This window comes from Nocardioides sp., from assembly GCF_047602075.1.
Taxonomy (GTDB): Bacteria; Actinomycetota; Actinomycetes; order Propionibacteriales; family Nocardioidaceae; genus Nocardioides.
The window spans coordinates 386,774-410,655 of sequence record NZ_JASGIF010000001.1 but is presented as its reverse complement, the minus strand read 5'-3'; the positions used below and the strand labels follow the sequence as shown (position 1 = coordinate 410,655).

Sequence of the window (23,882 nt, the reverse complement as noted above, 5' to 3'; positions counted from 1 at the left end):
CTCACCGCAGCGCGAAGTCCACAGCGGCCTCCGCGTGCAGGCGGGTGGTGGGGAAGACGGGGACGGTCGCGTCGGCTTGGCCGACGAGGAGCTCGATCTCGGTGCACCCGAGGACGACTCCCCCGGCACCACAAGCGACCAGCCTGGCGATCGCCTCCTGATAGACCACCCGAGACTCCTCACGCACCACACCCAGCACGAGCTCGTCATAGATGATGTCGTGGATCGAAGTCCGGTCCGGCTCGTCCGGCACGAGCACGTCGACCCCGTGTGAACGGACCCGATCGCGATAGAACGCCTGCTCCATGGTGAACCTCGTGCCGAGCAGGGCGACCGTGCTCAACCCTGCGCGCTTGACCGCCTCGGCGGTGACGTCGGCCAGATGGATCAGCGGCATCGCGATGACTCGCTCGATCTGCTCGGCCACGATGTGCATGGTGTTCGTGCAGAGCACCAGACACTCTGCTCCCGCCGCCTCCAGCGCACGGGCCTCGGCGGCGAGGACCGTCCCGGCCTCCTCCCAACGGCCAGCCACCTGCAACGCCTCGATCTCCGCGAAGTCGACCGAGGCCATCACACATCGGGCCGAGTGGAAGCCGCCCAGTCGCTCCCGCACGCCCTCGTTGATCAGCCGGTAGTAGAGCTCCGAGCTCTCCCAGCTCATCCCGCCGAGCAGGCCGATCTTCCGCACCCGGCGAGTCTAGGAGAGGCCGCGCGGGAGCCAGCCCCCCGAACGGGCCCGAGGACGACAACTCTTCCGGCACAAAGCCCGACCGACACGAAATCGTTGTCGGATCGCGACCATCGAACGGGCCGCTCTGCATGGACCCCGGGCGTCCGGCGCGAGTAAGTTGCCCGGCGGAACCGACCCGGCGAGACGGCCGGGTCAACGATCCGGAGGGGTGAGATGAAGGTCAACAGTCTCTGGCGCAAACGTGCGCTCGGCGTCCTCGCCACGGGTGCTCTCGTCGGCGCGCTCGCGGCGTGCGGCGGATCCGATAGCGGTGACAACAAGGGCAGCGGCGACGAGAGCGGAGGCGCGGCGACCGGGGCCCCGTGGATCCTCGGCACCACGGACGCCGTGACGTCGGTCGACCCGGCCGGCTCCTACGACTTCGGCTCGTGGAACATCCAATACAACATCTTCCAGCAGTTGATGACGGTGCCCGCGGGCGGCACCGACCCGGAGCCCGACGCCGCGGACTGCTCCTACGACGACCCGCAGACCATCACCTGCAAGCTCAAGGAGGGGCTGAAGTTCTCCAACGGAGACGAGCTCACCTCCTCCGACGTGCTGTTCTCGTTCAAGCGCAACATCGAGATCAACGATCCCAACGGCTCGGCCGTGCTACTCGGCTCGATCAGCAACGGCGACGACAAGAAGCCCACCCTGGCCGACGGCGCGATCGACACGCCCGACGACACCACGGTGGTCTTCCACCTCAACCAGCCGGACCAGACCTTCATGCAGGTGCTGACCTCGGCCACCACCTCGATCGTCGACGAGGACACCTTCCCCGCCGACGACAAGCTGGCCGACGACGACACCGACAACATGATCGGCTCCGGCCCGTTCGTGCTCAGCCAGTACAAGGCCGGTGAGCAGGCGGTCTTCGAGGCCAACGACAACTACACCGGCGACAAGACGCCGCAGAGCAGCCAGGTGTTCGTGCAGTACTTCAACGACCCGGCACCGCTCAAGACCGCCGTCGAGTCCGGTGAGGTCGACATCGCCTGGCGCACGCTCAGCCCGACCGACCTGAACTCGATCGAGAAGGGCGGCAAGGCCGAGGTGATCCGCGGCAAGGGCTCGGAGTTCCGCTACTGGGTGTGGCAGTTCTCGACCGACGTGGGCAAGAACAAGGCGATCCGGCAGTCCGTGGCCCAGCTGATCGACCGGCAGGCCATCTCCGACAACGCCTACGACGGCAGCGTCACGCCGGCGTACTCCATCGTCCCGCCCGGCTTCGCCGGCCAGAAGGACTCCTTCAAGGAGAAGTACGGCGAGCCGAACGTCGACGCCGCCAAGAAGATCCTCGACGCCGCGGGCGTGCAGACCCCGGTCAAGATCAAGCTCGGCTACCCGCCGGAGCACTACGGTCCCAACGCCGTCGACGAGGCCAACGAGCTCGCCGACCAGCTGAACTCCAGCGGCCTGTTCGACGCCACCGTGGACGACGCCGCGTGGGAGGAGTACCAGACGGTCTACAAGGAGGGCGCCTACGACCTCTTCATGCTCGGCTGGTACCCCGACTTCCTGGACGCCGACAACTACCTGTCGCCGTTCGTGCGGGACGGTGGGTTCTTCGCCAACGGCTACTCCAGCGACAAGGTCAACAAGCTCCTCGACCAGGAGATCGGTGAGACCGACCCGGACGCTCGTGCGGACGAGATCGGGCAACTCCAAGACATCGTCGCCGAGGACGTCCCGTTGATCCCGTCGTGGAACGGTCAGAACGTGGCGGTGGCGAACTCCTCGATGGAGGGGGTCTTGGACACCCTGGACCCGACCTACATCTTCCGGTTCTGGATGATCAGCAAGAACGGCTGACCGGCCGACCGTTGGTCCAGCCACCAGCACGACCCTGATCGGGGGAGGGCACCCGCCTTACGGTGCGGTGCCCTCCCCCGATCCTGTTCAATGCCAGCAGGTCCGAAGAACCAGGAGGTCTCCGCGTGAGCTCAGGCTCGGGATCACTCTCCCGCTACCTGGTGATCCGCCTTCTCCTCGTCATCCCGATGATGTGGGTCGTCCTCACCGTCATCTTCTTCCTGCTCCGCGTGGCGCCGGGAGACCCGGTCAGCGCGGCGTTCGGTGGCCGACTCGACGAGCACGCCCTCGACGTACGCCGTGCCGCGCTCGGCCTGAACCGGCCCCTGATCGTGCAGTACTTCGACTATCTCGGCGACGTGGCCCGCTTCGACTTCGGCCACACCATCTCCGACAACCGCCCGGTGCTCGACGTGATCCGGGAACAGGGTGGCGCCACCCTCACCCTCACCCTCGGCGCGTTCCTCTTCGCGCTGCTGATCGGACTCCCCCTGGGCCGCCTCGCCGGGCGCTACCGCGACAGCGGCACGGATGCCGCCATCCGCATCTTCGGCGTGGTCACCTACGCCGCGCCGATCTTCTGGGTCGGCATCATGCTGGTGCTGCTGGTGGTCAAGGTATTCCCCGGCTGGCCCACCTATGACATCGCCTCGCCGATCACCAAGTTCACCGTCCCACCCAAGACCCACATCCTGTTGCTCGACGCCGTCCTGTCCGGCAACAGTGACGCCCTGGTCGACGTGCTGAAGCACCACGTCCTGCCCTGCTTCACCCTGGGCCTGCTGCTCTCCGGCGTCATCATCCGGCTGGTCCGGATCAACGTGATCCAGGCGATGAAGGGCGACTATGTCGAGGCGGCCCGGGCGCGCGGCATCCCGGAGCGCAGGGTCGTGCGGCGCCATGCCTTCCGCAACGCGCTCGTCCCCGTCATCACCGTGATCGGCCTACAGGTCGCGCTGACCCTCGGCGGCGCCGTGCTCACCGAGCGCACCTTCAATTGGCCGGGCCTGGGCACCGAGCTGATCCAGTACATCACCGCCCGCGACTACATCGCGCTGCAAGGACTGGTGACGTTCTTCGCCCTGATCGTGGTCATCGTCAGTGTGCTCGTCGACATCTTGAACGCGCTGGTCGACCCGAGAGTGAGGTACTGACGTGCGCAAGTTCCTCTCCACGATCTGGAACACCAAGGGTCTGGCCCGGTGGATCCTCCTCGTCGGTGTGGTGATCACCGTCGTCTTCGTTGCCTTCGCGATCTTCGCGCCGTGGATCGCTCCGTTCGACTTCAACCAGACTCGTGATGCCGCGGGTGTGAAGTTCCCCAAGCTCCAGTCGCCTTCGGGCACGCACTGGCTCGGCACCAACGACCAGTTCTTCGACATCTTCTCCCGCGTGGTCTGGGGGGCACGGACCGCGCTCGAGGTGGTCGTGATCTCCGTGCTGGTGGCCGGGGTGATCGGTGTGCCGCTCGGTCTGGTGTCCGGCTTCGTCGGCGGTTGGATGGACCGGCTGCTGGTCTTCGTGATGGACGCGCTCTACACGATCCCGTCGCTGCTGCTGGCGATCATCTTCGCGTTCCTGCTCCGCGACGCGCTCGGCGGCAGCATCATGGCGGTCGCCCTCGCGCTGGCAGCGATCTACGTCCCGCAGTACTACCGCGTCGTGCGCAGCACCACGGTGTCGGCGCGCGAGGCGACGTACGTCGAAGCCGCGCGCGCGATCGGCGCCAAGCCGACCACGATCATGCGCAAGTACCTCTTCGGCAACGTCGTGCAGTCAGTGCCGGTGCTCGGCACCCTCAACGCGGCCGACGCACTGGGCACCCTGGCCGCGCTCGGCTTCCTGGGCCTCGGCATCCAGCCGACGGAAGCCTCCGAGTGGGGCTATGACCTCAGCCGAGCCCTCGACGACGCGCAGGCGGGCGTGTGGTGGCCGGCGCTGTGGCCGGGCCTGGCGATCATCTTGCTGATCACGGCGCTGACCTTGGTCGGCGAGGGCCTCAACGAGACCCTGAACCCCGCCTTGAGACGGCGCCGGCTGCTGCCCGTGAGGTTCCCCGCGAAGGCGACCCCGACCGATCCCGAGATGGCGGAGGCGGCGAAGTGAACAGTCCAACGGTCGACCTCGTCGACGGGCAGGTCACCGAGCCGGGCGTGCCGGACAAGCCGGTGCTCGAAGTGCGCGACCTGAGGGTCTGGTACGGCACCGAGCGCGGACCAGTGCGCGCGGTCGACGGAGTCAGCTTCGACCTCGCTGAGGGAGAGATCCTCGGCGTCGTGGGCGAGTCGGGCTGTGGCAAGTCGACGCTGGGCCGCGGCCTGATCGGGCTGCTCCCCGACGGCAGCAACCGCGACGGCACGCTGCGGTTCCAGGGCACCGACATGCTCGCCCTCAAGCCCAAGGAGCAGCACGCCATGCGCGGGCGCGACCTGGGCATGATCTTTCAGGAGCCACTGACCCGGCTGAACCCGCTGATGCGGATCAGCGAGCACTTCTCCGAGACGCTGAAAACCCACGACAAGTCGATCGGCAAGGCCGAGATCGAGCGCCGATCGTTGGAGTCGCTGCGGGTGATGGGCATCCCACCCACCCGGTTCCACGCCTACCCACACGAGTTCTCCGGCGGGATGCGGCAGCGGCTGATGATCGCGCTCACCCTCGTCCTGCGACCCGCCTTCGTGGTTGCTGACGAGCCCACCACCGCCCTCGACGTCCTCGTCGAGGCGCAGATCATCCGGATCCTGCACGACCTGCGGGCCAACTACCGCACCGCGCTGCTGCTGATCACCCACAACCTGGGCATCGTCGCCGAGGCGTGCGACCGGGTGGCGGTGATGTATGCCGGCGAGATCGTGGAGATCGGTGACGCCCGGGAGGTGTTCGCGCGCCCCCAGCATCCCTACACGCGAGAGCTGCTGCGCTCGACGATCTCGCTGTCCACCACCGGCCTCAACTACATCGACGGTGCGCCACCGGACCTGGTCGAGCCGCCCCCGGGCTGCCACTTCCACCCCCGCTGCCCCGATGCGATGAAGATCTGCGCCAGCCGCCACCCGATCACGCGGGTGCACCCCGGCGGCAGCCTGGCCTCCTGCTGGGCCGCCGATGCCCGCGAAGCACTGCTGGGCGACGTACTCCCGGCCGAGCTCGAGCCGCTGCCTCGGGAGGAGATCGCCGTTGCCGACGAAGCATGAGCAGGAGACCGCCGTGTCGGCCGTCCCTCACCAGAGTGTCCTGGACGTCGATGACCTGGCAGTGCACTTCCAGCTCCAGGGCGGTGCGCTGTCCCGGCTGCTCGGCCTGAGGGCGCGCAGCGTCAAGGCGGTCGACGGCGTCACGCTGACCCTGCACCGCGGTGAGGTGCTCGGGTTGGTCGGCGAGTCCGGCAGCGGCAAGACCACCCTCGGTCGGGCGCTGCTCGGCCTGGTGCCCACGACCGGCGGCTCGATCACCTACCACGGACGGGAGCGGGGCGACCGGCTCGTCTCCGAGATGCGCGGTGCCGAGCTGCGCCGGCTGCGCACCGACCTGCAGATGGTCTTCCAGGACCCGCACGCGGCGCTGAACCCGTCGATGACCATCGAGGAGGCCGTCGGACACCCCCTGGTGATCCACGGCATCGCGACCGGCGCGGAGTTGAGAGAGCGCGTCTCGGCGGCGTTGGAACGGGTCGGGCTGGCCCCGGTCGAGCGCTTCCTCGGCAAGTACCCCTCCGACCTCTCCGGCGGCCAGAAGCAGCGTGCCGTCATCGCGCGGGCGATCATCCTCCAGCCCGAGGTGTTGGTGGCCGACGAGCCGGTGTCCATGCTCGACATGAGCGTGCGGGCGAAGATCCTCCAGCTGATGCTCGACCTCAAGAACGACCTCGGCCTGACCTACGTCTACATCACCCACGACCTCGCGACCGCGAAGTACTTCTGCGACCGGATCGCGATCATGTATCTCGGCCGGGTGGTGGAGATCGGCGCGACCGACGAGATCTTCGCCAACCCGCGTCACCCCTACACCAAGGCGCTCCTCAAGGCGATCCCCGAGCCGGACCCGGAGAAGCAGGTGCCTCGTGACCTGCCCCGCGGCGAGATCCCCGACGCTGCCGTGCCACCGCTGGGCTGCGCCTTCCACCCGCGCTGTCCGGAAGCGATCGCCGGCTGCGGCTGGGAGTCCCGCGACCTGCGGGCGCTGCTAGAGGAGCACTGGACCCGCAAGGTCGAGGCGTACGACGACGAGGTGGCGCTGATCGGCGACCTGGACAGCCTCGACACCCCGTCGACCACGGCCAAGCTCGGCAGCGGCGGCTCCGGGGAGGTCCGTGCCCTGCTGGACCGGATCCGCGCGGAGAAACCCGACGAGCCGCTCTGGAAGGGGGTCACCGACATCGAGCCGGCCGGCAACGGCGTCGAGGTGCAGTTCCAACCCGCCGACTCCCCCGCGCTGCGTCGAGCCGGCGGGGCCGAGGTCGCCTGCATCCTCTATCCCGAGGGTGCGCCGGAGCCCTAGGCTGCGGTCCCATGGCGACCGTGGTGCTGACGCTGCTGGGGACGGATCGAGCCGGGCTGGTCTCGGCGGTGTCCCAGCTGATCACCGAACGGGGCGGGAGCTGGGAGCGCAGCCAGATGGCCCACCTGGCCGGGACCTTCGCCGGCATCGTCGAGATCGACGTGCCGTCGGCACAGGTCGATGCGCTGGTCAGCGGGGTCGAGGCGCTGGGTAGCCAAGGGCTTCGGGTGAGCGTCGAACGGTCGGGTGAGGCGCCGCCGGCGTCGACGGAGGGGCACCGGATGTCCCTGCATCTGGTCGGGGCCGACCGACCGGGCATCGTGGCCGAGGTGTCGGCGCTCCTGGCCCGGCACGGCGTCAACCTGGAGGAGCTGAGCACCCAGGTGGTCGAGGCGCCGATGGCCGGCGGCACGCTGTTCGAGGCCGACGCCGTCGCCGTCGTACCCGACAGCGCGGACACCACAGCCCTGCGGTCCGCGCTCGAGGCGCTCGCCAACGAGCTGATGGTCGACCTGGACCTGCACGAAGGCAGCTGACCCTCCTCTTCCCCGAGGCCGGACTCAAGTCCGGCTCAAGTGTGGCTGGAGCGCCGTGGTCGAGCGTGTGCGGTGAACGACACCCACGCTCACCAAGGAGACACCACCATGTCCACCACCTTCCTCCATCGGCTGGGACGCGCCACCGCGCTCCACCCCTGGCGCACCCTGTCGGCCTGGGTGCTCGCCGTGACCGTCAGCGCCGTCACGGCCGCCACCTTCGGAGGCGCGCTCCAGGAGAACTGGGACGTCCCGGATGCCCGCGCCCAGGCGGGGGTCGAGCAGCTGCGCGCGCACTTCCCGGCCTCCGGCGGCTCGTCCGCCCAGGTCGTCTTGCACGACGACGGTGCACTCGACCCCGCGCTGGTCGACTCGACCGTCGCCGAGATCGGGACCCTCGACCACGTCATCAGCGTGACGCCGCGCCTCGCCGAGGACGGCCAGACCGCGCTGATCTACGTGCGCTACGACGTCCCGACCACCGACCCGGACCTCTACGAGGACATCGCACCGCTGAAGGGCGCCACCAGCGCCGCGCGCGACGCCGGTGTCCAGGTGGAGTACGGCGGTGAGCTGCCCGGCACCGCCACCACCATGGAGGGTCGTGGCGAGGTCATCGGCGTCGTTGTAGCGCTGGCCCTGCTGGTGATCGCCTTCGCGTCGATGCTGGCCGCGGGACTGCCCTTGCTGACCGCCGTGATCGGACTCGCCGTCGGCTCGTCGCTGGTCACCGTCCTCGCCGGGATCGTCGACGTGTCGGGTATGACACCGACGGTCGCCACCATGGTTGGGCTCGGAGTGGGCATCGACTACTCGCTGCTGCTGGTCACCCGGCAGATCGAGGGACTGCGATCGGGGCTGGACCCGGTCGAGGCCGCCGCACGCGCGACGGCCACTGCTGGCCGGTCGGTGTTCGGTGCCGGGCTGACGGTGCTGGTCTCGCTGCTCGGGCTGAAGCTGGCCAAGCTGCCGACCTTCGACGCGTTCGGTGTCGCCACCGCGCTGACCGTCGTCGCGGTGATGCTCGCGTCCCTTACCCTGGTCCCGGCTATGGCCGCGAAGGCCGGCTGTCGTCTGCTCCCCCGCAAGGAGCGCCGTCGCCTGCGGTCCGGTCAGTCTGTCGGTGGCCCGCGGGCCGCGAAGAGCCCCTGGGCCGCCCGCTGGGCCCAGCGGATCTCTCGTCGCCCGCTCGCTTGGGCCGCCCTCTCGCTGACCATCCTGGTCGCCATCGCGGCGCCCGCGCTGGGCATGCGGACCTGGCCGCAGAACGACGCCGACGCCCCGACCAGCTCGACGCTGCGACGCGCGCACGACCTAGTGGCCGACGCCTTCGGCCCGGGAGCAAACGCTCCCCTCACCATCGTGGTCGACCGCTCCGCGCTGACCGACGACGAGGTCGCCTCGCTCCACCAGGAACTCGCCGACCACCAGGGTGTCGCCACCAGCACGCCGGTCACCTCGTCGCCGGACGGTGCGCTGGCCGTGTGGGACATCGAGCCCACGACCGGGCCCGGTGAGGTCGCGACGACCGACCTGCTCGACGGGCTCCGCGCTGACCTGCTGCCACACGGGGTCGAGGTCACCGGCTATGTGCCGATCCTGGCCGACATCTCCGACATGCTCGCCGACCGGCTCTGGGTCGTCATCGGCTTCGTCGTGCTCGTCTCGGTGCTGCTCTTGACGGTGCTGCTCAGGGCGCCCGTGGTCGCGATCAAGGCGGCGGCGATGAACCTGCTGTCCATCGGCGCGGCGTACGGCGTGATGACACTCGTCTTCCAGCACGGCTGGGGGCTGTCCCTGCTCGGCATGGACCACACCGTCGCGGTGTCCAGCTGGGTCCCGATCTTGATGTTCGCCGTCCTGTTCGGGCTCTCGATGGACTACGAGGTGTTCCTGCTCTCGGCCGTCCGCGAGGACTGGCTGGAAACCGGTGACGCCCACGGATCGGTCGTGCGCGGCCTCGCCTCGACCGCTCGGGTGATCTCGATCGCCGCGGCGATCATGGTCGCGGTGTTCCTCGGCTTCGCCACCGAGGCGAACGTCGTGGTGAAGATGGTCGGTGTCGGCATGGCCGCCGCGATCGCCCTCGACGCCACCTTGGTCCGGCTGGTGCTGGTGCCGGCCACCATGACGCTGCTCGGGCGCTGGAACTGGTGGGTGCCCGGTCGGTCGAACGACCGCACCCCGCCGTCAATCGAGGAGCCGGTCGAGGACGAGCTGATCTCGATCTGACCCGCTCACGACCTACCTATCAACCCATGAACACAGAGGAGAAGAACATGTCCACATCCACCTCCGAGACCGGGCCGGCGCCGGTGAAGCAGCTCCGGCTGCCCGGCCAGGCCGCCGCGCCGGAGGGACCGGTCGACCTGACGATCATGTATCTGATGCATCACGCGTTCCGCCGGGATCTGCAGCGCTTCGTCGCGGCGATCACGCACACACCGATGACCGAGCGGGCGACCTGGCAGGCGATCGCCCTCCGCTGGGAGCGGTTCGGCGAGATCCTGCATCACCACCACACCGTCGAGGACGACGAGATCTGGCCGGTGCTGCGGGAGCGCGGCACCGACGCGGACCGGGAGCACCTCGACGCGATGGAGGCCGAGCACGACGAGATCGACCCTCTCCTCGCCTCGGTGGGCGCGGGGCTCGCCCCTCTCTCCGGCGACACCCTGCCCAGCGACGCCGCCGACCGTCGGGCCGCCCTGGTGGTCCGCATCTCAGCCGCGCGCGACTCCCTGGGGCGTCACCTGGCGCACGAGGAGACCGACGCGCTGGTGATCGTGCAGCACCACCTGACCCCGACCGAGTTCGAAGTGCTCCACAAGGATGCGAGCGCCGGCATGTCGGTCGGGCTCGGCTTCATCGTCCCGTGGCTGGCCGAAGACCTGCCGGCCGACGCCCGGGAGCACGTGCTGCGCGAGGCGGGGCTGCCGATGCGGGTCCTGCTGTGGCTCACCCGTGGCCGCTTCCGTCGCCAGGAGCGGGCCGCCTTCCGCTTCGGGATGGCCTAGTCTGCCGCGGTCTTCCTGCGTCTGCCGCGGTCTTGTAGTGGGTGAGTGCCTCGGATATCGGGCCCTCAGCCACCACAGCACCGCGGCAGACGGGTCAGCCCGGGGCCGCTGTTGTGATGCCGTGGCGGTCGAGCAGGTCGACGAAGAGTCGGGCGGCCGCAGGGAGCTCCCACTCCTCGAGGAGCGTCAGCGCGACATCCGCGTGGGCCCGGGCGATCTCCCGCTCACCTGCCGCGGCCGCGGCGAGGGCGAGCGAGGCCTCGACCGGGCCGTACGCCGGCCCGGAGCCGGCCACCACCAGTCCGCCACGGCCAGGCAACAGCATCTCGTAGACCTGGGCACCGAGGTCACGAAGGCCAAGGCCGAGAGCAATCTCCGCCAGCGTCGTCTGGTGCGCCTCGGCGTACCAGTTGTCCGCCTCCGGCGTCTGCGGGATCGTCTCCCAGAAGGCGCGCGCCTCCTCCGGTCGGCCCTTGCGCAGGAACATCATCACCACCGCGGCCGCGACCGGCACGTTGGCCACGTCGAGGAGGCCGATGGCCTCGGTGTGCGGCGGCGGTGAGTCGTCGAACAACAAGGGGTAGAGCAGCGCTCCCTGGATCGCGTCGGCCTTGTTCGCCACGGAGATGAGGTCATCTAGCTCCATCAGCCGCGCGGCATCAGCGGCGATGGCGGCTCGGTCGTCCTTGAGCACCGCGAGGGAGCTGTGCAGGGAGCGGGTCGCCATCTCCACGAAGTAGAGGCGGTGCCGCTGGGCCTCGTCCGCGATGCCCATCAACTCCTCGTAGGCCCCGGTCAGGTCCCCCGCCGTGCACCGAGCGACCCGGTGCAAGAACGTCGCCGTCACCTGCTCCCGCTCGAAGCCGTGCTCCCGGGCGAGCTCGATCGCCTCCTGCGACCACACGATCTGTCGGGCGTTGGCAGCGCGTCGCCACACCGTGCAGTAGCCGGCCAGCAGCACCTCCACCAGCAGCTCCGGATCACCCAGGCGCCGCGCGGCCGCGATCGCCTCCTCGACCAGAGCCTCGATCTCCCGCCAGTCACCGGTGTAGACGAGCTCTCTGCCCAGACCTGCCATCAGCCGGCACCGCACTGCGGAGTCATCACTCGGGAGCTGGGCCAGTGCATCGCGCATCACTCGCACCACCGGCTCGCTGACCATGCCGTAGAGGCGCCACGGCCAGATCGATCCGCGTGCGAGCACGCGCGCGGCGCGCACGACCAGCTCCGGGTCAGCGAGTCGGCCGGCGATGGCGATCGCCTCGTCGACCGCGTCGACCGCTTCCAGCAGGCGGGTGCTCCAGCGACAGGCATCGGCGTAGCCGACCAGCAGGTCGTAGCGCTCGTGCTCGCTGGCCGTCTGGTCGCGGTCCACCATCTCCAGCGCGGAGGCGTAGTGGCGCACCGCTTGTTCCGGAGCGTGGGCGGCCATCGCCACTTCGCCGGCATTCGCGGCCGCGTGCCAGGCCTCTCGCATCCTCCGCTCCCCCGCGGCAGCCCAGTGCCGGGCGATCTCGGAGGCACGCATCGACCGACCCGGCGCCTCCGCGACCAGCTCTGCCAGCCGCGCATGCATCCGCTCGCGCCGCGACGGCGCGAGGTCGGCGTACGCCGTGTCGCGGACGAGTGCGTGACTGAACCGGAAGCGGTCGGCACCCAGATCCTGGATGAGCTCGCTGTCGAGCGCGGGCTCGATCAGGTCGAGTGTCCGTGCCTCGTCGGCGTCGAGCGCCAGCGCGAGGAGGTCGAGCTCGAACTCCCGGCCGATCGCTGCTCCGGCGGTGATGGCCTCGACGGTCGGCTTCGGCAGCTGGCTGATGCGCCGGTTGACCACGTCGGCGATGCTCCGCGGCGTCTCGCCGAGCACGTCCGCGAGGGGCACCTGGTTGTCACGGGCGAGCCTCGCATACTCGATGAGGAAGAACGGGTTGCCCTCGGTGCGTGCCCGGGCCGCGTTGGCGGTGTCCGGGGCCAGCTCGGTGCCGGTGATGGCCTCGACCAGACTGATCGTCGCCGCCTCGGTCAGCCCGACCAGCTCGATGCGGTTGGCGTGGCGACGCGCGAGCGCCTCCACCACGTCGCTCAGGCCGTCCTCCTCAGCGGGCCGCCAGGTCGCGACGACAAGCAGCCCACCGTGGTCGGCGCGAGAGACCACATGACGGAGCACGCGCAAGGAGCTGGCATCGGCCCAGTGCAGGTCCTCGAGGAAGAGGACGGTCGGCGTGTCGCCGCCCAACTCGTGGCGCACCTCCTCCGCGACCCGGAAGCGCTCGGCATCGTGGTCTGTGGACGACGAGGTCACCAACTGGCGGCCGAGAGCCTCACTCCACGGCCACAGTGGCGGGGCGTCCTCGCCCTGCGCGCAGCGACCGACCAGCACCCGGGCTCCCTGAGCGGTGGCCTCCCGGCCGAGCTCGAGCGAGAGCCGCGACTTGCCGACACCCGGCTCACCGACCAGGGCGACGAAGACCTGCTCGCCCTGCATCGCCCGGGTGAGTGCGTCGTCGAGGGTCGCGGCCTCCGCCTCGCGACCGACCATCGGCCAGTCCGGGACCGGTAGCCGCAGCCCGCCTCCTGGCGGCCGCTCGACGGTCACGGTAGCGACGGGACTGACCTCCTGTCGCAGGATCGCGGTCTGCAGGTCGTGCACGTCGGCCGACGGGTCGATGCCGAGCTCCTCGTCCAGCGTGGCACGCAGCCGGGCGATGGCGGCCAGAGCGTCGGCCTGCCGACCAGACCTCGCCAGCGCGGTCGCGAGCAGCACCCAGAGGCGCTCGCGCAACGGGTGCTCGGTGGTGAGAGCCTCCAACTCGCCGATCGCCTCGGCATCGCGGCCGGTCGCCACCAGGGCGGTCGCCCGATCCTCGAGGGCCAGCAGCCGCAGGTCGTGCAGGCGGGCACGCTCCGGTGCCGCCAGGTCGCCGACGACATCGGCATAGGGCTCGGCCCGCCACAGCGCCAGCGCCTCGTCGAGCGTGGTCACGATCTCGGCAATCGCCGCCGGGTCGGTCGCCGCGGGGACGGCTGCGGTGGTGAGCGCGCCCAGTGCAGCGTGTGCCTGGTTGACGACGCGGGTGAAGACGGCGGCGTCGACCGCATCGTCGGGCACGGTGAGCTGATAGCCGAGATCACTGCTCGCGAGATAGGACGACGGGTGCCGCGCGGGCAGCTCGGGCTCGAGCGCACGGCGTACGACGGACACGTAGGACTGCAGCGACCCGAGCGCGCTGGCCGGCGCGTCGTCTCCCCAGAGCGCGGCGACCAGAGTGTCGGCGGGCACCGGACGGCCGCTCCGCAGGGCCAGCGCGCCGATCAGCGCCCGGTGCTTGGCAGCGGGCAACGCGATCGGCCCGGCAGAGCCAGCGACCAGGGTCGGTCCCAGCACACTGACCCGCATGGCGGTCAGGATAGTGGCTTCAGTTCTACAGTACTGCCATGGCGCTCACCGAGACCAGGGGGGCCCGCGGAGCCGACCCCGACCGGGGCCGGATGAACCTGGTCTTCCTCACCGTCGTCTCGCGACATCTGCTGGCGGCCCTCTACCAGACGATCGTCTCTACCGCGCTGCCGCGTGGTTTCGCCGCAAGGACGTCTTCAAGAAGTCTCGGCCGTCGCGCGCGACGCATTCATGTGGGATGATCCTGCAAGGCGCGGAATCGAAGCCATACCTGGGTTGTCTCGCGAGATTTCGCAACGCAGCGGTGCTGCCCCTCGGGGCCTCTCACCGCCACTGCCTGGCCATGGGCGTTCTTGACGTGCTAAACCTCCCCATCGGCTTGGCCGTGCCACGCTACTCCGCGACGACCATCCGAAGATCGCGGCAACCGGCCGTGCCCGATCATCGACTACCTCGGTGTCGGACTGATCTCGGTGGGCGCCGGCTGCCTGACCCTGGCCGTCTCCTGGGACGGCTACGGCGCGAGCACCACCGACCACATCGTCGCCGTGCTGGAGGCGGCGTCCGTGCTCGCGGCGATGGGCCCATAGGAGCCGGACACCGGTGCACCCGAGTCGGCGAGCAGGCTGCAGGTCCGGCCGCTCCCCTCGGCGCAGATCGCCTGCCGCGCGGTGGCGCCGGTCGTGGACCACGCGGAGGTGGTGCCGGACTTGTCGGCCCAGTGGGAGACCACCCACGAGCCTGCCGGAGCGTCGACCGCGGGAGTCTGTCGCGCGGTGGCGTTGGTGAGCTGAGTCGCGGTGCTGAACGTCGGAGTGGCGGCACCGACGCCGCGATAGGCGGCCACCGTCAGGGTCGCCTTCGCGGCGGCGCCGAGTGGCACTTGGACGGTGCTGCCACGATCGGCCGACACGGCCGCCTTGGTCCATACGGTGGTCGACATCGTCTTGGCCACCACGGTGTCCAGCCGAGTCCACCCGGCCGGGTCGGAGAAGGTCGGGCCGGTCGCGTTGACCGACATCACCAGCAACAGCCGGTCGCCCGGGTCCACAGCGGCCGGTACGACGACGCTGGGCTTCGCATTGGACGAGGCCGTGGCCGCGGAGCCGACGAAGTCGATCGACGGGTCGGGCTCCTCCACCGGCGGCTCGTCGCCATCAGCGGTCGGCAACACGATCGACCACATCGTCGCCGCGGACGACGGCGCATCGATGCTGGCCGAGATGTTGCCGTAGACCGCGGGGACCTTCGCGTTCGAGTCCGCCAGCGCACTGCAGATCCGGGCGCTGCCGGTCCCGCAGCCGGTGCCGCGCGTGGTGACCGCCGCCGACGGCGTCCACGCCGTCGTGCTGCTGGACTTGTCGGACCAGAAGGACACCACCCAGGAGCCGTCCGCGATGCCGCTCACCTCCGGCGTGGCACGAGTGGTGGCGTTGGTCAGCCCGGCATCGGAGGCGAACGCCAGCGACGACGTCTCTGCCACACCGGAGTAGACGGCCGCGGTGAGGGTGTACTTCGCCAGGCCGCCGCTCAGCGGAACGGTCACGCTGCTGCCCGGATCACCCGCAGCCAGCGTCTTGGTCCACACCGTCGTCGACATCGTCTTCGCGGTGTTGGTGCCGAGCCTGGTCAATCCCGTCACGCCGCTGGGGGTGGTGAACGCCCGATCGGTGTTGCTCATCGAGAAGATCAGCAGGAGCAGGTCACCCGCCTGCGCTGCCGCCGGCACTACGACCGACGGTGTGGCGGAGTTGCCCACACCGACCGCGGTCGCCACGTGCTGCACCTGGCTGGTCACGGGGACCCCGGACACGATGATGTTGCGGACCTGCGTGCTGGTGGCACCGCGGTTGTCGGTCGTCGTCAGCCGGACCCGGTAGGTGCCGCTCTCGGCGTAGACATGGGTCGGCAACTTGCCGCTCCCCGTCGTTCCGTCACCGAAGGACCAGTCGTAGGACGCCACCTCCCCGTCGGAGTCGCTGCTCGCAGAGGCGTCGAAGGCGCAGGTGAGCGTCGGGCAGTCGGAGGTGAACGACGCGGTGGGCGCGGCGTTGGGCCCCTTGCTGATGCGCAGGTAGTCGAGCTGGCCGCTGAAGTAGTCGCAGGTCACCGTGACCTGGTTGCACTGGATCTTGCCGCCGACGGTCATCGGGAAGGTGTTGTCGATCGTGCCGACGGTCCCGAGCTTGGTGCTGCGCAGCAGCCCGTCGACGTACATCTTGACTCCGGTGGAGTCGAGCGAGCAGGTCAGCGTATGCCACTTGCCGTCGTCCATCGCGGTCTGGGAGCCGGTCGCCACCTGCCCGGCGGAGCCCTTGAACAGGCACGACGGGATGCCACCGGGCGCCTGGATCTTCCACTGGCCGCCAGGCGTGGTCGCCTGCCCCTTCTGGGCGATGTTGCCGAACTTGTTGGTGAAGCGGAGCCGCAGCTCGATGGTGAAGTCGTCGTTGCCGGGCTCGAGGGCGATATCGTCTGGCACCTGGACGATCCGCTCCGGGGAGGCCGGCGGCTCCGTCGGAAGACGGTAGGGCCAGTTGTAGGCCGTGGCGCCGTCGAAGACACCCCCGGTCTCGACGCCCGCCGGGTTGACGGTGCCGTCGTTGCCGTTGCCGCTGCTATCCAGCATCACCGTGCTGCCAGCCGGCTCGTCCATCTGATACCAGGCGGTGATCCCGGACGTCACCGGTCCGGCAGCCTCGGCCGCTGGAGCCGGCACCACAGCGACGAGTGCGGCAGTCGCTCCCGTCACGACAGCAGCCAGGAGCGTGCGCACGATTGTGACCATCAGGCCGATCCCCCCATGTCCCCACGCAGATGACCGATGAAGGCATCAGCCTAGGTGCTGACGACCTCGCCGTCCACGGCGCCCCGCCCCCGCGCGGGTCAAATGTCGAGGAGCTGCTCGAAGAATGCGCCGAAGCCGCGCTCGCGGTCGACCAGGTGGACCTCGAGGATCCAGTGGCACGGGTTGCCGACCGCGTCGGGTCTGCGCATCGGCGCGTCGTTGCCGGTCGTGATGTAGCAGTCGATCTCGTCGCCGTTGATCTTCTCGTGGGGGAACTCCCCGACCAGGTGGCCGGCGTGGGATGCGCCGTGACCCCAGCCGGCCTCGGCGATCAGCTCCAGCACCTTCGCGAAGAGCTGGCGCCGGTGATCTCCGGCGTGGACAGAAAGTGCTGACGGGCGCGCTCCCAGATCACCGGCAGGTCACCGGCCATCCGATGCTTGACCGGATCGTCGCCGAGCACGTAGGTGCGGCCGAAGTCGGCCTCCCACTCCTCGAAGATCGGGCCGAAGTCGAAGAACAGGATCTCGTCCTCGTCCAGCTTCCGGTCCGGAGGGTTGGAGCGGTAGGGCTCCAACGTGTTGACGCCGGCACGGACGATCCTCTTGTGCCAGAAACGACGCACGCCGTACATCTGGTTGGCCAGATCCCGCACCTCGTCGGAGAGCTCACGCTCGCCCTTCCCCGGCACCACCAGGCCCCGGGCGATCACCTCGTCGAACAACTGGGACGCCTTCGCCTCCGCGTCCCGCAGGTCGGCAATCCGGTCGGTGTCCTCGATCAGCACGAGTTCACCCTAGCCGCGTGTGGTCGCGTCACCTTTCAGCGGACGAGGCCGAAGCGCCACAGCGCGAGACCCGCCCGGGCCTTTCCACAGGGCGCGGATAGGCTCGGATTCGTGAGCGGCACGGGCCACGGGCACGGGCATTCGCACGTCCATGCCGGCGGTCGGCACCGGTGGCGGCTGGCCGTCGTGTTCGCCCTGGTGGCGGGCTTCTTCGTGGTCGAGATGGCCGCCGGGCTCCTCTCCGGCTCGCTGGCGCTGATCTCGGACGCCGGCCACATGGCCGCGGACGTGGTCGCGCTCGGGGCCGCCCTGGTGACCACGAAGATCGCGACCCGACCGGACCTGACCGGACGCCGCACCTACGGCTCCTACCGCGCGGAGGTGTTCGCCTCCGGTCTCACCGTGTTGATCATGCTCGGCGTGTCGGCGTACGTCGTCATCGAGGCGATCGCCCGCATCGGCTCCGACGTCACGTTGCAGCCGCGCAGCATGCTGCTGGTCGGCTTCCTCGGCCTGCTGGTCAACGCCGCCTCGATGGTGATCCTGCGCCAGGGCGCGCAGGAGTCGCTGAACGTCAAGGGCGCCTACTACGAGGTGGTCGCCGACGCGGCCGGCAGCATCGGCGTGATCGCGGCCGGCGTGCTGGTGTCCGCAACGGGCAAGAGCTTCTGGGACACCGCGGTCGCCGTTGCGATCGGCCTGTTCATCGCGATCCGGGCGATCGGCCTGGGACGGCAGGTGGTGCACGTGCTCGGTCAGCACGTCCCGGAGAACCTGGACCTGGACCAGGTCGTCGACGACCTTGCCGGTGTCGGCGGCGTCCAAGACGTGCACGACCTGCACATCTGGACACTGACGTCCGGGATGAACGTCGCCACTGCCCACCTGGTGCTCCGCACCGGCGCGGAGCCACAGGACGTCCTCACCACCGCCCAAACCCTGCTCCACGACCAGCACCACATCGAGCACGCCACCCTCCAGGTGGAGACCAAGCGCACGCGGCAGTGCTACGACGTGCAGTGGTGAGGTGGCCTGGTGACGATCCGAGCCGATGAACACCTGCTGGAGGCTCTCCGCGGGCTGCCGGACCCACCACCACTGCCCTCAGCGGCCGACGCGGTGCCCGGCTGGCTGCCCGATCTCCTCTTCGAGGATCAGGCCGCGAGCCGACATGCCGACCTCGCCGCCCGGTGGCTGCAGACCCAAGGCCGTGGCTACTACACGATCGCCTCGGCGGGCCACGAGGGCAACGCGATGCTGGCAACCGCGCTCCGGCCGACCGATCCAGCTCTGCTGCACTACCGCTCCGGAGCGTTCTTCATGGCGCGCGCCCGCCAGGCCGAGATGAGCCTCGACGAGGCGCTGGAGGCCTTGCTGCTCGGTGTCGTCGCCAGCACCGAGGACCCCATCTCGGGCGGGAGGCACAAGGTCATCGGCCATCAGGAGTTGGCGATCATCCCGCAGACCTCCACCATCGCCTCGCACCTGCCTCGGGCCCTAGGGGTCGCGGTGGCGATCTCCCGTGCGGACAAGCTCGATGCCGAGATCGCCTGGCCGACCGACTCGATCGTGGTCTGCTCCTTCGGGGACGCCTCGGTCAACCATTCGACGGCCGTCGGCGCGATCAACGCGAGCGCCCATGCGGCCTATCAGAGCCTTCCTCTGCCGGTGCTGTGGGTGTGCGAGGACAACGGGCTCGGCATCTCGGTGCGCACCCCTGCGGGCTGGGTGGCCCATCGGCATCGCGACAACTCCTCGGTGCGCTACTTCGAGGCGGATGGTTCGGATCCGGCCACGGCTGTCGACCGGATCTTCGAGGCCACCGACTATGTGCGGCAGCGACGCCGACCGGCCTTCCTGCACCTGCGCACCGTGCGACTGATGTCTCATGCCGGCTCCGACGTGGAGACCGCCTACCGCAGTCCTGCCAAGATCGCAGCCGACCTCGACCGCGACCCGCTGATTGCCACCGCCCGCCTCCTCTCAGCTCGCGGCAGGTTGTCCGGACGGCACATCGAGGCCCGCTACGAGGACATCCGGAGCCGGGCGATGACCATCGCGAAGGGGCTGCTCGACCACCCGACCCTGGCCAGCAGCGCCGCCGTCACCCGACCCCTCGAGCTGCCCCGGGTCGTTGTCTCTGGTCCACACCGCGCCCCGGTGCCCACGCGGGCTGCGACGTCAGGCGACGGCGCGACCCTGGCCCAGGTGATCAACCGCGGTCTCGCCACAATCCTGCGAGAGCAGCGAGACACCCTCCTCTTCGGCGAGGACGTCGCACGCAAGGGCGGGGTGTACGGCGTCACGCGCGGCCTTGCTCGCGAGTTCGGGCCCGCCCGCGTCTTCGACACCCTCCTCGACGAGCAGACGATCCTGGGTCTCGCGCTCGGGCTGGGCGTCTCCGGGCTGGTCGCGCTGCCCGAAATCCAGTACCTCGCCTATCTGCACAACGCCGAGGACCAACTCCGCGGCGAGGCCGCCAGCCTGCGCTTCTTCAGCAACGGCCAGCACCGCAACCCGATAGTGGTCCGGGTGGCCGGGCTGGCCTACCAGAGGGGCTTCGGCGGCCACTTCCACAACGACAACTCCGTGGCCGTGTTGGCCGACATCCCCGGCCTCGCGGTCGCGGTGCCGAGCCATCCGCGTGGGGCGGAGGAGCTGCTCCAGCAGTGTGTGGGCGTCGCCCGGGCCGAGGGCGCGCCGGTGGTTTTCCTTGAGCCGATCGCGCTATATCACCAACGCGACCTCTTCGATCCTGGCGACGGTCGGTGGACCGAAGCCCCGGGTCAAGCCCAGGCGACCGCCGAGACCGCACCGTTCGGCCGCAGCCTGACCTACGGCGACGGGCAGGACCTGACCCTGGTCTCCTTCGGCAACGGCGTGCCGATGAGCCTGCGGGCCGCTCGTCGACTCGGCGAGGAGCACGGGGTGGCCGCGCGGGTGGTGGATCTGCGCTGGCTCCGCCCGCTGCCCGCCGCAGACCTGCTCGCGGAGGCCTCCGCCACCGGCCGGGTCCTCGTCGTCGACGAGACGAGGAGGTCGGGCGGCGTCTCCGAGGGCATCGTCGCCGCTCTCGTCGACGCCGAGTTCGACGGGGCGGTGCGTCGGGTGACGAGCGCGGACTCCTTCGTGCCACTCGGACCGGCAGCCGACCAGGTCCTGCTCACCGAGGACCAGATCGTGGAGCAGACGCTCAGGTTGCTCAGTTGAGATCTGCCGGGTCGGTGTTCGCGCCGCAGAGGACGACACAGACCCGTTCGTCATCGGCGACCCGATAGCCGGAGGGGCTTACCAGGCCAGCGAGCGCAGTGGCGGCGGCGTGCTCGACGGCAATCCGGTAGTGGTCCCAGAGCCCCTGGCGCGCCGAGACGATCGCGTCGTCGGGCACCAGGACCGAGCGCGAGCCCGACAGGCGGGCCGCGGCGAGCGCCATCTCCGAGGCCCGGCGGGCGCCGAGCGAGTCGGCAGCGACGGAGTCGACCGTGACGTCCACGATGCGCCCGGCCTCCAGCGCTGCGTGGAGCGCTCGACAGTGCTCCGGCTCGACCGCGACGGTGGTCATCCCGTGCACCCGGGCCGCCGCCGAGACACCGGAGAACAGTCCGCCGCCACCCGTGGCGACGACCACCGTGTCGAGGTCGGGGATCTGGGCACGAATCTCGTCGAGCAGCGTGCCGGCCCCGGCAGCGATCAGCGGGTCGTCGTAGGCGTGCGAAGCCAATGCGCCGCTGCTCGCGGCGAACTCCTGGCAGGCCGCCAGCGCGTCGGCGTACTCCACACCCACCTGCCGCACGTCCGCGCCGTACGACCGCAGCCGCCCGACCTTGACCACTGGCGCCGTCTCGGGCAGGAACACGGTCGCCCGCACACCATGGCGCCGGGCCGCCCAGGCGCAGGCCAGGCCGGCGTTCCCGCCCGAGGCGATCGTGACGCCCGCCTCCGGCATGGTCCCGGCGGCACGGTGGGTCCGGACGAAGTTGAGCGCCCCGCGCGCCTTGAAGGAACCGGTGTGCTGGAGGAACTCCAACGCGAACCAGACCCGGCCGGCCAAGCTTCCGATCAGGTAGGTTCCGGTCGGCCTCCGCGACGCTCACCCGACGGACCTCGGCGTCGATCCGGGCTGCTGCCGCGCGGACATCGTCGTAGGGCAGCGCGGCGTCGGGCAGCGCGGCATCGGACAACGCTGAGTCCTGGGCGGGGTCCGGTCTCGTCGTCATGATCGCCGATCAGTGTGGCACGTGACCTCTTGCGCGGTCCGCGCACCCTGCGGCAGACTAATAGGAACCTTTCCTGTCTAATTCTCGGAGTGAAGAGCGGCAGCCCTGGCCGGCGACTCGGAGGGAGCGCACCGTGACCAGTCGCACGATCGCTTGGGTGAGCGTGGTCGCGGGCGCCGTGCCCCTCATCCTCGGCGGCCTGACCGCTCCGGCAGCTGCGGTCGCCCCGACTCGGGGAGCGCAGATCCGGGTCAACCAGGGTGGCTATCTCACCGACGAGACGAAGCCCGTCCGGTTGATGGCTCGGGCACCAGTGGCCCGCGGCACGACCTACCAGGTGCGCAACGAGGACGGCGACGTCGTGCTCACCGGCACGGTGCCGGCCAAGCCGATCGGCAGGTGGAGCAAGCGCTACCCGGCGATCTACCGACTCGACGTCAGCGACCTGCACGCCGCGGGGCGCTACCGGATCACCGTGGGTGGCGCTGTCGACGCCCGATCGCCCTGGTTCCCGGTCACCGCCGACCCCGCCGAGGTCTATCGCCCGTTGGTGACCGCGGGGACCACCTTCTTCCAGATCCAGCGGGACGGGGCCGACGTGATCCCCGGAGCGCTGGACCGCCAGCCTTCGCACCTCCTCGACCGGCGAGCCAAGGTCTACCGCTGGCCGAGGATGGAGCGTGGCTCCGACCTGATCCTCGACCGCCGTCTGCACCGAATCGGTGGGCCGATCGATGTCGAGGGCGGCTGGTTCGATGCCGGCGACTACGTGAAGTTCGTGCACACGACGGCCTACGCCGACGTCATCTTGTTCACCAGCGCCGACCTGCTGGGTGACCAGGCACCGGCCGAGCTGGAGTCGGAGGCCCGCTTCGGTCTGCGCTGGCTCTCGAAGATGTGGCGGCCACGCACGAAAGCGCTCTACTTCCAGGTCGGCATCGGGTCGGGCAACCGGGCCGGCACCTTCGTCGGCGATCACGACGTGTGGCGGCTCCCCGAGGCCGACGACACGGACACCGCCCACCTCGACCGGTTCATGACCCATCGCCCGGTGTTTCGCGCCGCCGCGCCCGGCAAGCGGATCAGCCCCAACCTGGTCGGTCGGATGTCCGCAGCGTTCGCGTTGGCGGCGCACGCCGACGCGACGACCCATCCGGTCCGCGCACGGCGTGAGCTGCGGACGGCACGCCAGCTCTATGCCCGTGCGGCGATCCGGCACCCACCGCGCCCCTTGGTGACCGCGCTGCCGCACGCGTTCTACCCCGAGTCGAGCTGGCGCGACGACATGGAGCTCGGCGCCGCGGCCATCGCCCGCGCCGCCCAGAGCCTCGGCCAGCCCGCGACGCCGTACCTGCGCGATGCCGCCCGATTCGCCCGCGACTTCATCGCCCAGCACGACCCCGACACGCTCAACCTCTACAACACCTCGGCCCTCGCCCACCTGATGCTCGCCCACGCCATGCGTGAGGTCCCTCACCGGCACCTCGCGACGACGCGCGCCACCCTGGTCCGCGACCTCGCCCGGCAGATCAAGATCGGCCGGACCCATGCCCGACACGACGCCTTCGGTGCGGGCGCACCCCCGGACGAGTACGACGTCAACTCGCACTCCTTCGCCCTGATCGCGACCGTCGCGTTCTACGACCAGCTCACCCACTCGCAACGCTTCCAGCCTTTCGCCAGCCAGGTCCGCACCTGGCTGCTCGGCGGCGATCCGTGGGGGGTCACGGCCATGGTCGGCATCGGGCAGCGCTTCCCGCTGTGCATGCAGCATCAGGTCGCCAACCTCTCCGGCGGCACGGACGGCGCTCGGCCAACTTCTCTCGGACCGATCGCCGTCGGCGCGGTCGTCAACGGCCCCAACGGAGCCTCGGAGTTCGACCGCCACCTCGGTGGCTTCCAAGACGGCATGCGGCACTGCACCACCAAGGGGCGCCACCTGCCGAGGTACGACGGTCAGGGAAGTCGCTACCTCGACGATGTGCGGGTCTGGCAGACCAACGAGCCGGCCCTCGACATGACCGGCGCAGCGATCCTCGCCGGCGCGGCCCAGCTGGCCGGGCGATGAAGGGCTGTGCGATGAAGGCCGGGC

The 23,882-nt window shown here is 69.9% G+C and carries 18 protein-coding genes; 12 read left to right on the top strand and 6 right to left on the bottom strand.

What is annotated here, in order from left to right; all coding sequences use genetic code 11:
* Nucleotide 1: 1 nt before the first annotated feature.
* Nucleotides 2–691, bottom strand: a complete 690-nt coding sequence (locus tag QM714_RS02130; RefSeq protein WP_415097155.1) for an aspartate/glutamate racemase family protein — start codon at nt 689–691, stop codon at nt 2–4.
* Nucleotides 692–907: 216 nt separating this feature from the next.
* Here QM714_RS02130 and QM714_RS02125 point away from each other — a divergent pair, with 216 nt between their 5' ends.
* The 8 genes from QM714_RS02125 to QM714_RS02090 all read left to right on the top strand — a co-directional run bounded on the left by QM714_RS02125 (nt 908) and on the right by QM714_RS02090 (nt 10,601).
* Nucleotides 908–2,551 carry an ABC transporter substrate-binding protein gene (locus tag QM714_RS02125; RefSeq protein ID WP_415097153.1) on the top strand — a complete coding sequence of 548 codons (1,644 nt, stop codon included), beginning with the start codon at nt 908–910 and terminating at the stop codon, nt 2,549–2,551.
* Between the two features lie 125 nt (nt 2,552–2,676).
* Nucleotides 2,677–3,705 carry an ABC transporter permease gene (locus QM714_RS02120; RefSeq protein ID WP_415097151.1) on the top strand — a complete coding sequence of 343 codons (1,029 nt, stop codon included), beginning with the start codon at nt 2,677–2,679 and terminating at the stop codon, nt 3,703–3,705.
* Nucleotide 3,706: 1 nt separating this feature from the next.
* Complete coding sequence (locus tag QM714_RS02115; protein ID WP_415097149.1) at nt 3,707–4,657, top strand: ABC transporter permease; 951 nt, start codon at nt 3,707–3,709, stop codon at nt 4,655–4,657.
* The gene (locus QM714_RS02110) at nt 4,654–5,745 is read left to right on the top strand and encodes an ABC transporter ATP-binding protein (protein ID WP_415097147.1); all 1,092 of its coding nucleotides are present in this window, start codon (nt 4,654–4,656) and stop codon (nt 5,743–5,745) included. Before QM714_RS02115 ends, QM714_RS02110 begins: the two co-directional genes overlap by 4 nt.
* Entirely contained in the window at nt 5,729–7,048 is a 1,320-nt protein-coding gene (locus tag QM714_RS02105; protein ID WP_415097145.1) for an ABC transporter ATP-binding protein, read from the top strand. The genes QM714_RS02110 and QM714_RS02105 overlap by 17 nt, the downstream gene beginning before the upstream one ends.
* Before the next feature lie 11 nt (nt 7,049–7,059).
* The gene (locus tag QM714_RS02100; protein WP_415097143.1) at nt 7,060–7,584 is read left to right on the top strand and encodes a glycine cleavage system protein R; all 525 of its coding nucleotides are present in this window, start codon (nt 7,060–7,062) and stop codon (nt 7,582–7,584) included.
* 108 nt (nt 7,585–7,692) lie between these two features.
* Entirely contained in the window at nt 7,693–9,816 is a 2,124-nt protein-coding gene (locus tag QM714_RS02095) for an MMPL family transporter (RefSeq protein WP_415097141.1), read from the top strand.
* A 47-nt stretch (nt 9,817–9,863) separates the two neighbouring features.
* Complete coding sequence (locus QM714_RS02090; RefSeq protein WP_415097139.1) at nt 9,864–10,601, top strand: hemerythrin domain-containing protein; 738 nt, start codon at nt 9,864–9,866, stop codon at nt 10,599–10,601.
* Between the two features lie 94 nt (nt 10,602–10,695).
* On the opposite strand, the gene QM714_RS02085 is transcribed toward QM714_RS02090, so the two are convergent.
* Complete coding sequence (locus QM714_RS02085) at nt 10,696–13,998, bottom strand: BTAD domain-containing putative transcriptional regulator (protein WP_415097137.1); 3,303 nt, start codon at nt 13,996–13,998, stop codon at nt 10,696–10,698.
* A gap of 38 nt (nt 13,999–14,036) precedes the next feature.
* Here QM714_RS02085 and QM714_RS02080 point away from each other — a divergent pair, with 38 nt between their 5' ends.
* Complete coding sequence (locus QM714_RS02080; RefSeq protein ID WP_415097135.1) at nt 14,037–14,240, top strand: hypothetical protein; 204 nt, start codon at nt 14,037–14,039, stop codon at nt 14,238–14,240.
* Between the two features lie 272 nt (nt 14,241–14,512).
* Here QM714_RS02080 and QM714_RS02075 read toward each other — a convergent pair whose 3' ends face one another.
* The 3 genes from QM714_RS02075 to QM714_RS02065 form a co-directional block, all read right to left on the bottom strand.
* On the bottom strand, nt 14,513–16,786 hold the full coding sequence (locus QM714_RS02075; RefSeq protein WP_415097133.1) for a PKD domain-containing protein: 2,274 nt from the start codon (nt 16,784–16,786) through the stop codon (nt 14,513–14,515).
* Between the two features lie 98 nt (nt 16,787–16,884).
* Nucleotides 16,885–17,130 (bottom strand): hypothetical protein, encoded by a 246-nt coding sequence (locus QM714_RS02070; protein WP_415097131.1) that lies wholly within the window; start codon nt 17,128–17,130, stop codon nt 16,885–16,887.
* Nucleotides 17,118–17,573 (bottom strand): M24 family metallopeptidase, encoded by a 456-nt coding sequence (locus QM714_RS02065; protein ID WP_415097129.1) that lies wholly within the window; start codon nt 17,571–17,573, stop codon nt 17,118–17,120. Before QM714_RS02065 ends, QM714_RS02070 begins: the two co-directional genes overlap by 13 nt.
* Before the next feature lie 111 nt (nt 17,574–17,684).
* On the opposite strand from QM714_RS02065, the gene QM714_RS02060 reads away from it, so the two are divergent.
* The gene (locus tag QM714_RS02060) at nt 17,685–18,599 is read left to right on the top strand and encodes a cation diffusion facilitator family transporter (RefSeq protein WP_415097127.1); all 915 of its coding nucleotides are present in this window, start codon (nt 17,685–17,687) and stop codon (nt 18,597–18,599) included.
* Between the two features lie 9 nt (nt 18,600–18,608).
* Nucleotides 18,609–20,783, top strand: coding sequence for a transketolase C-terminal domain-containing protein (locus QM714_RS02055; RefSeq protein ID WP_415097125.1), 2,175 nt, complete (start codon nt 18,609–18,611; stop codon nt 20,781–20,783).
* On the opposite strand, the gene QM714_RS02050 is transcribed toward QM714_RS02055, so the two are convergent.
* Nucleotides 20,776–21,624: a threonine/serine dehydratase gene (locus QM714_RS02050; RefSeq protein WP_415097123.1), complete on the bottom strand. Its 849-nt coding sequence runs from the start codon at nt 21,622–21,624 to the stop codon at nt 20,776–20,778. The genes QM714_RS02055 and QM714_RS02050 overlap by 8 nt on opposite strands.
* A 299-nt stretch (nt 21,625–21,923) precedes the next feature.
* Between QM714_RS02050 and QM714_RS02045 the strand changes: the two genes are divergently transcribed.
* Complete coding sequence (locus QM714_RS02045) at nt 21,924–23,858, top strand: glycoside hydrolase family 9 protein (protein WP_415097121.1); 1,935 nt, start codon at nt 21,924–21,926, stop codon at nt 23,856–23,858.
* The last annotated feature ends 24 nt before the right edge of the window (nt 23,859–23,882 follow it).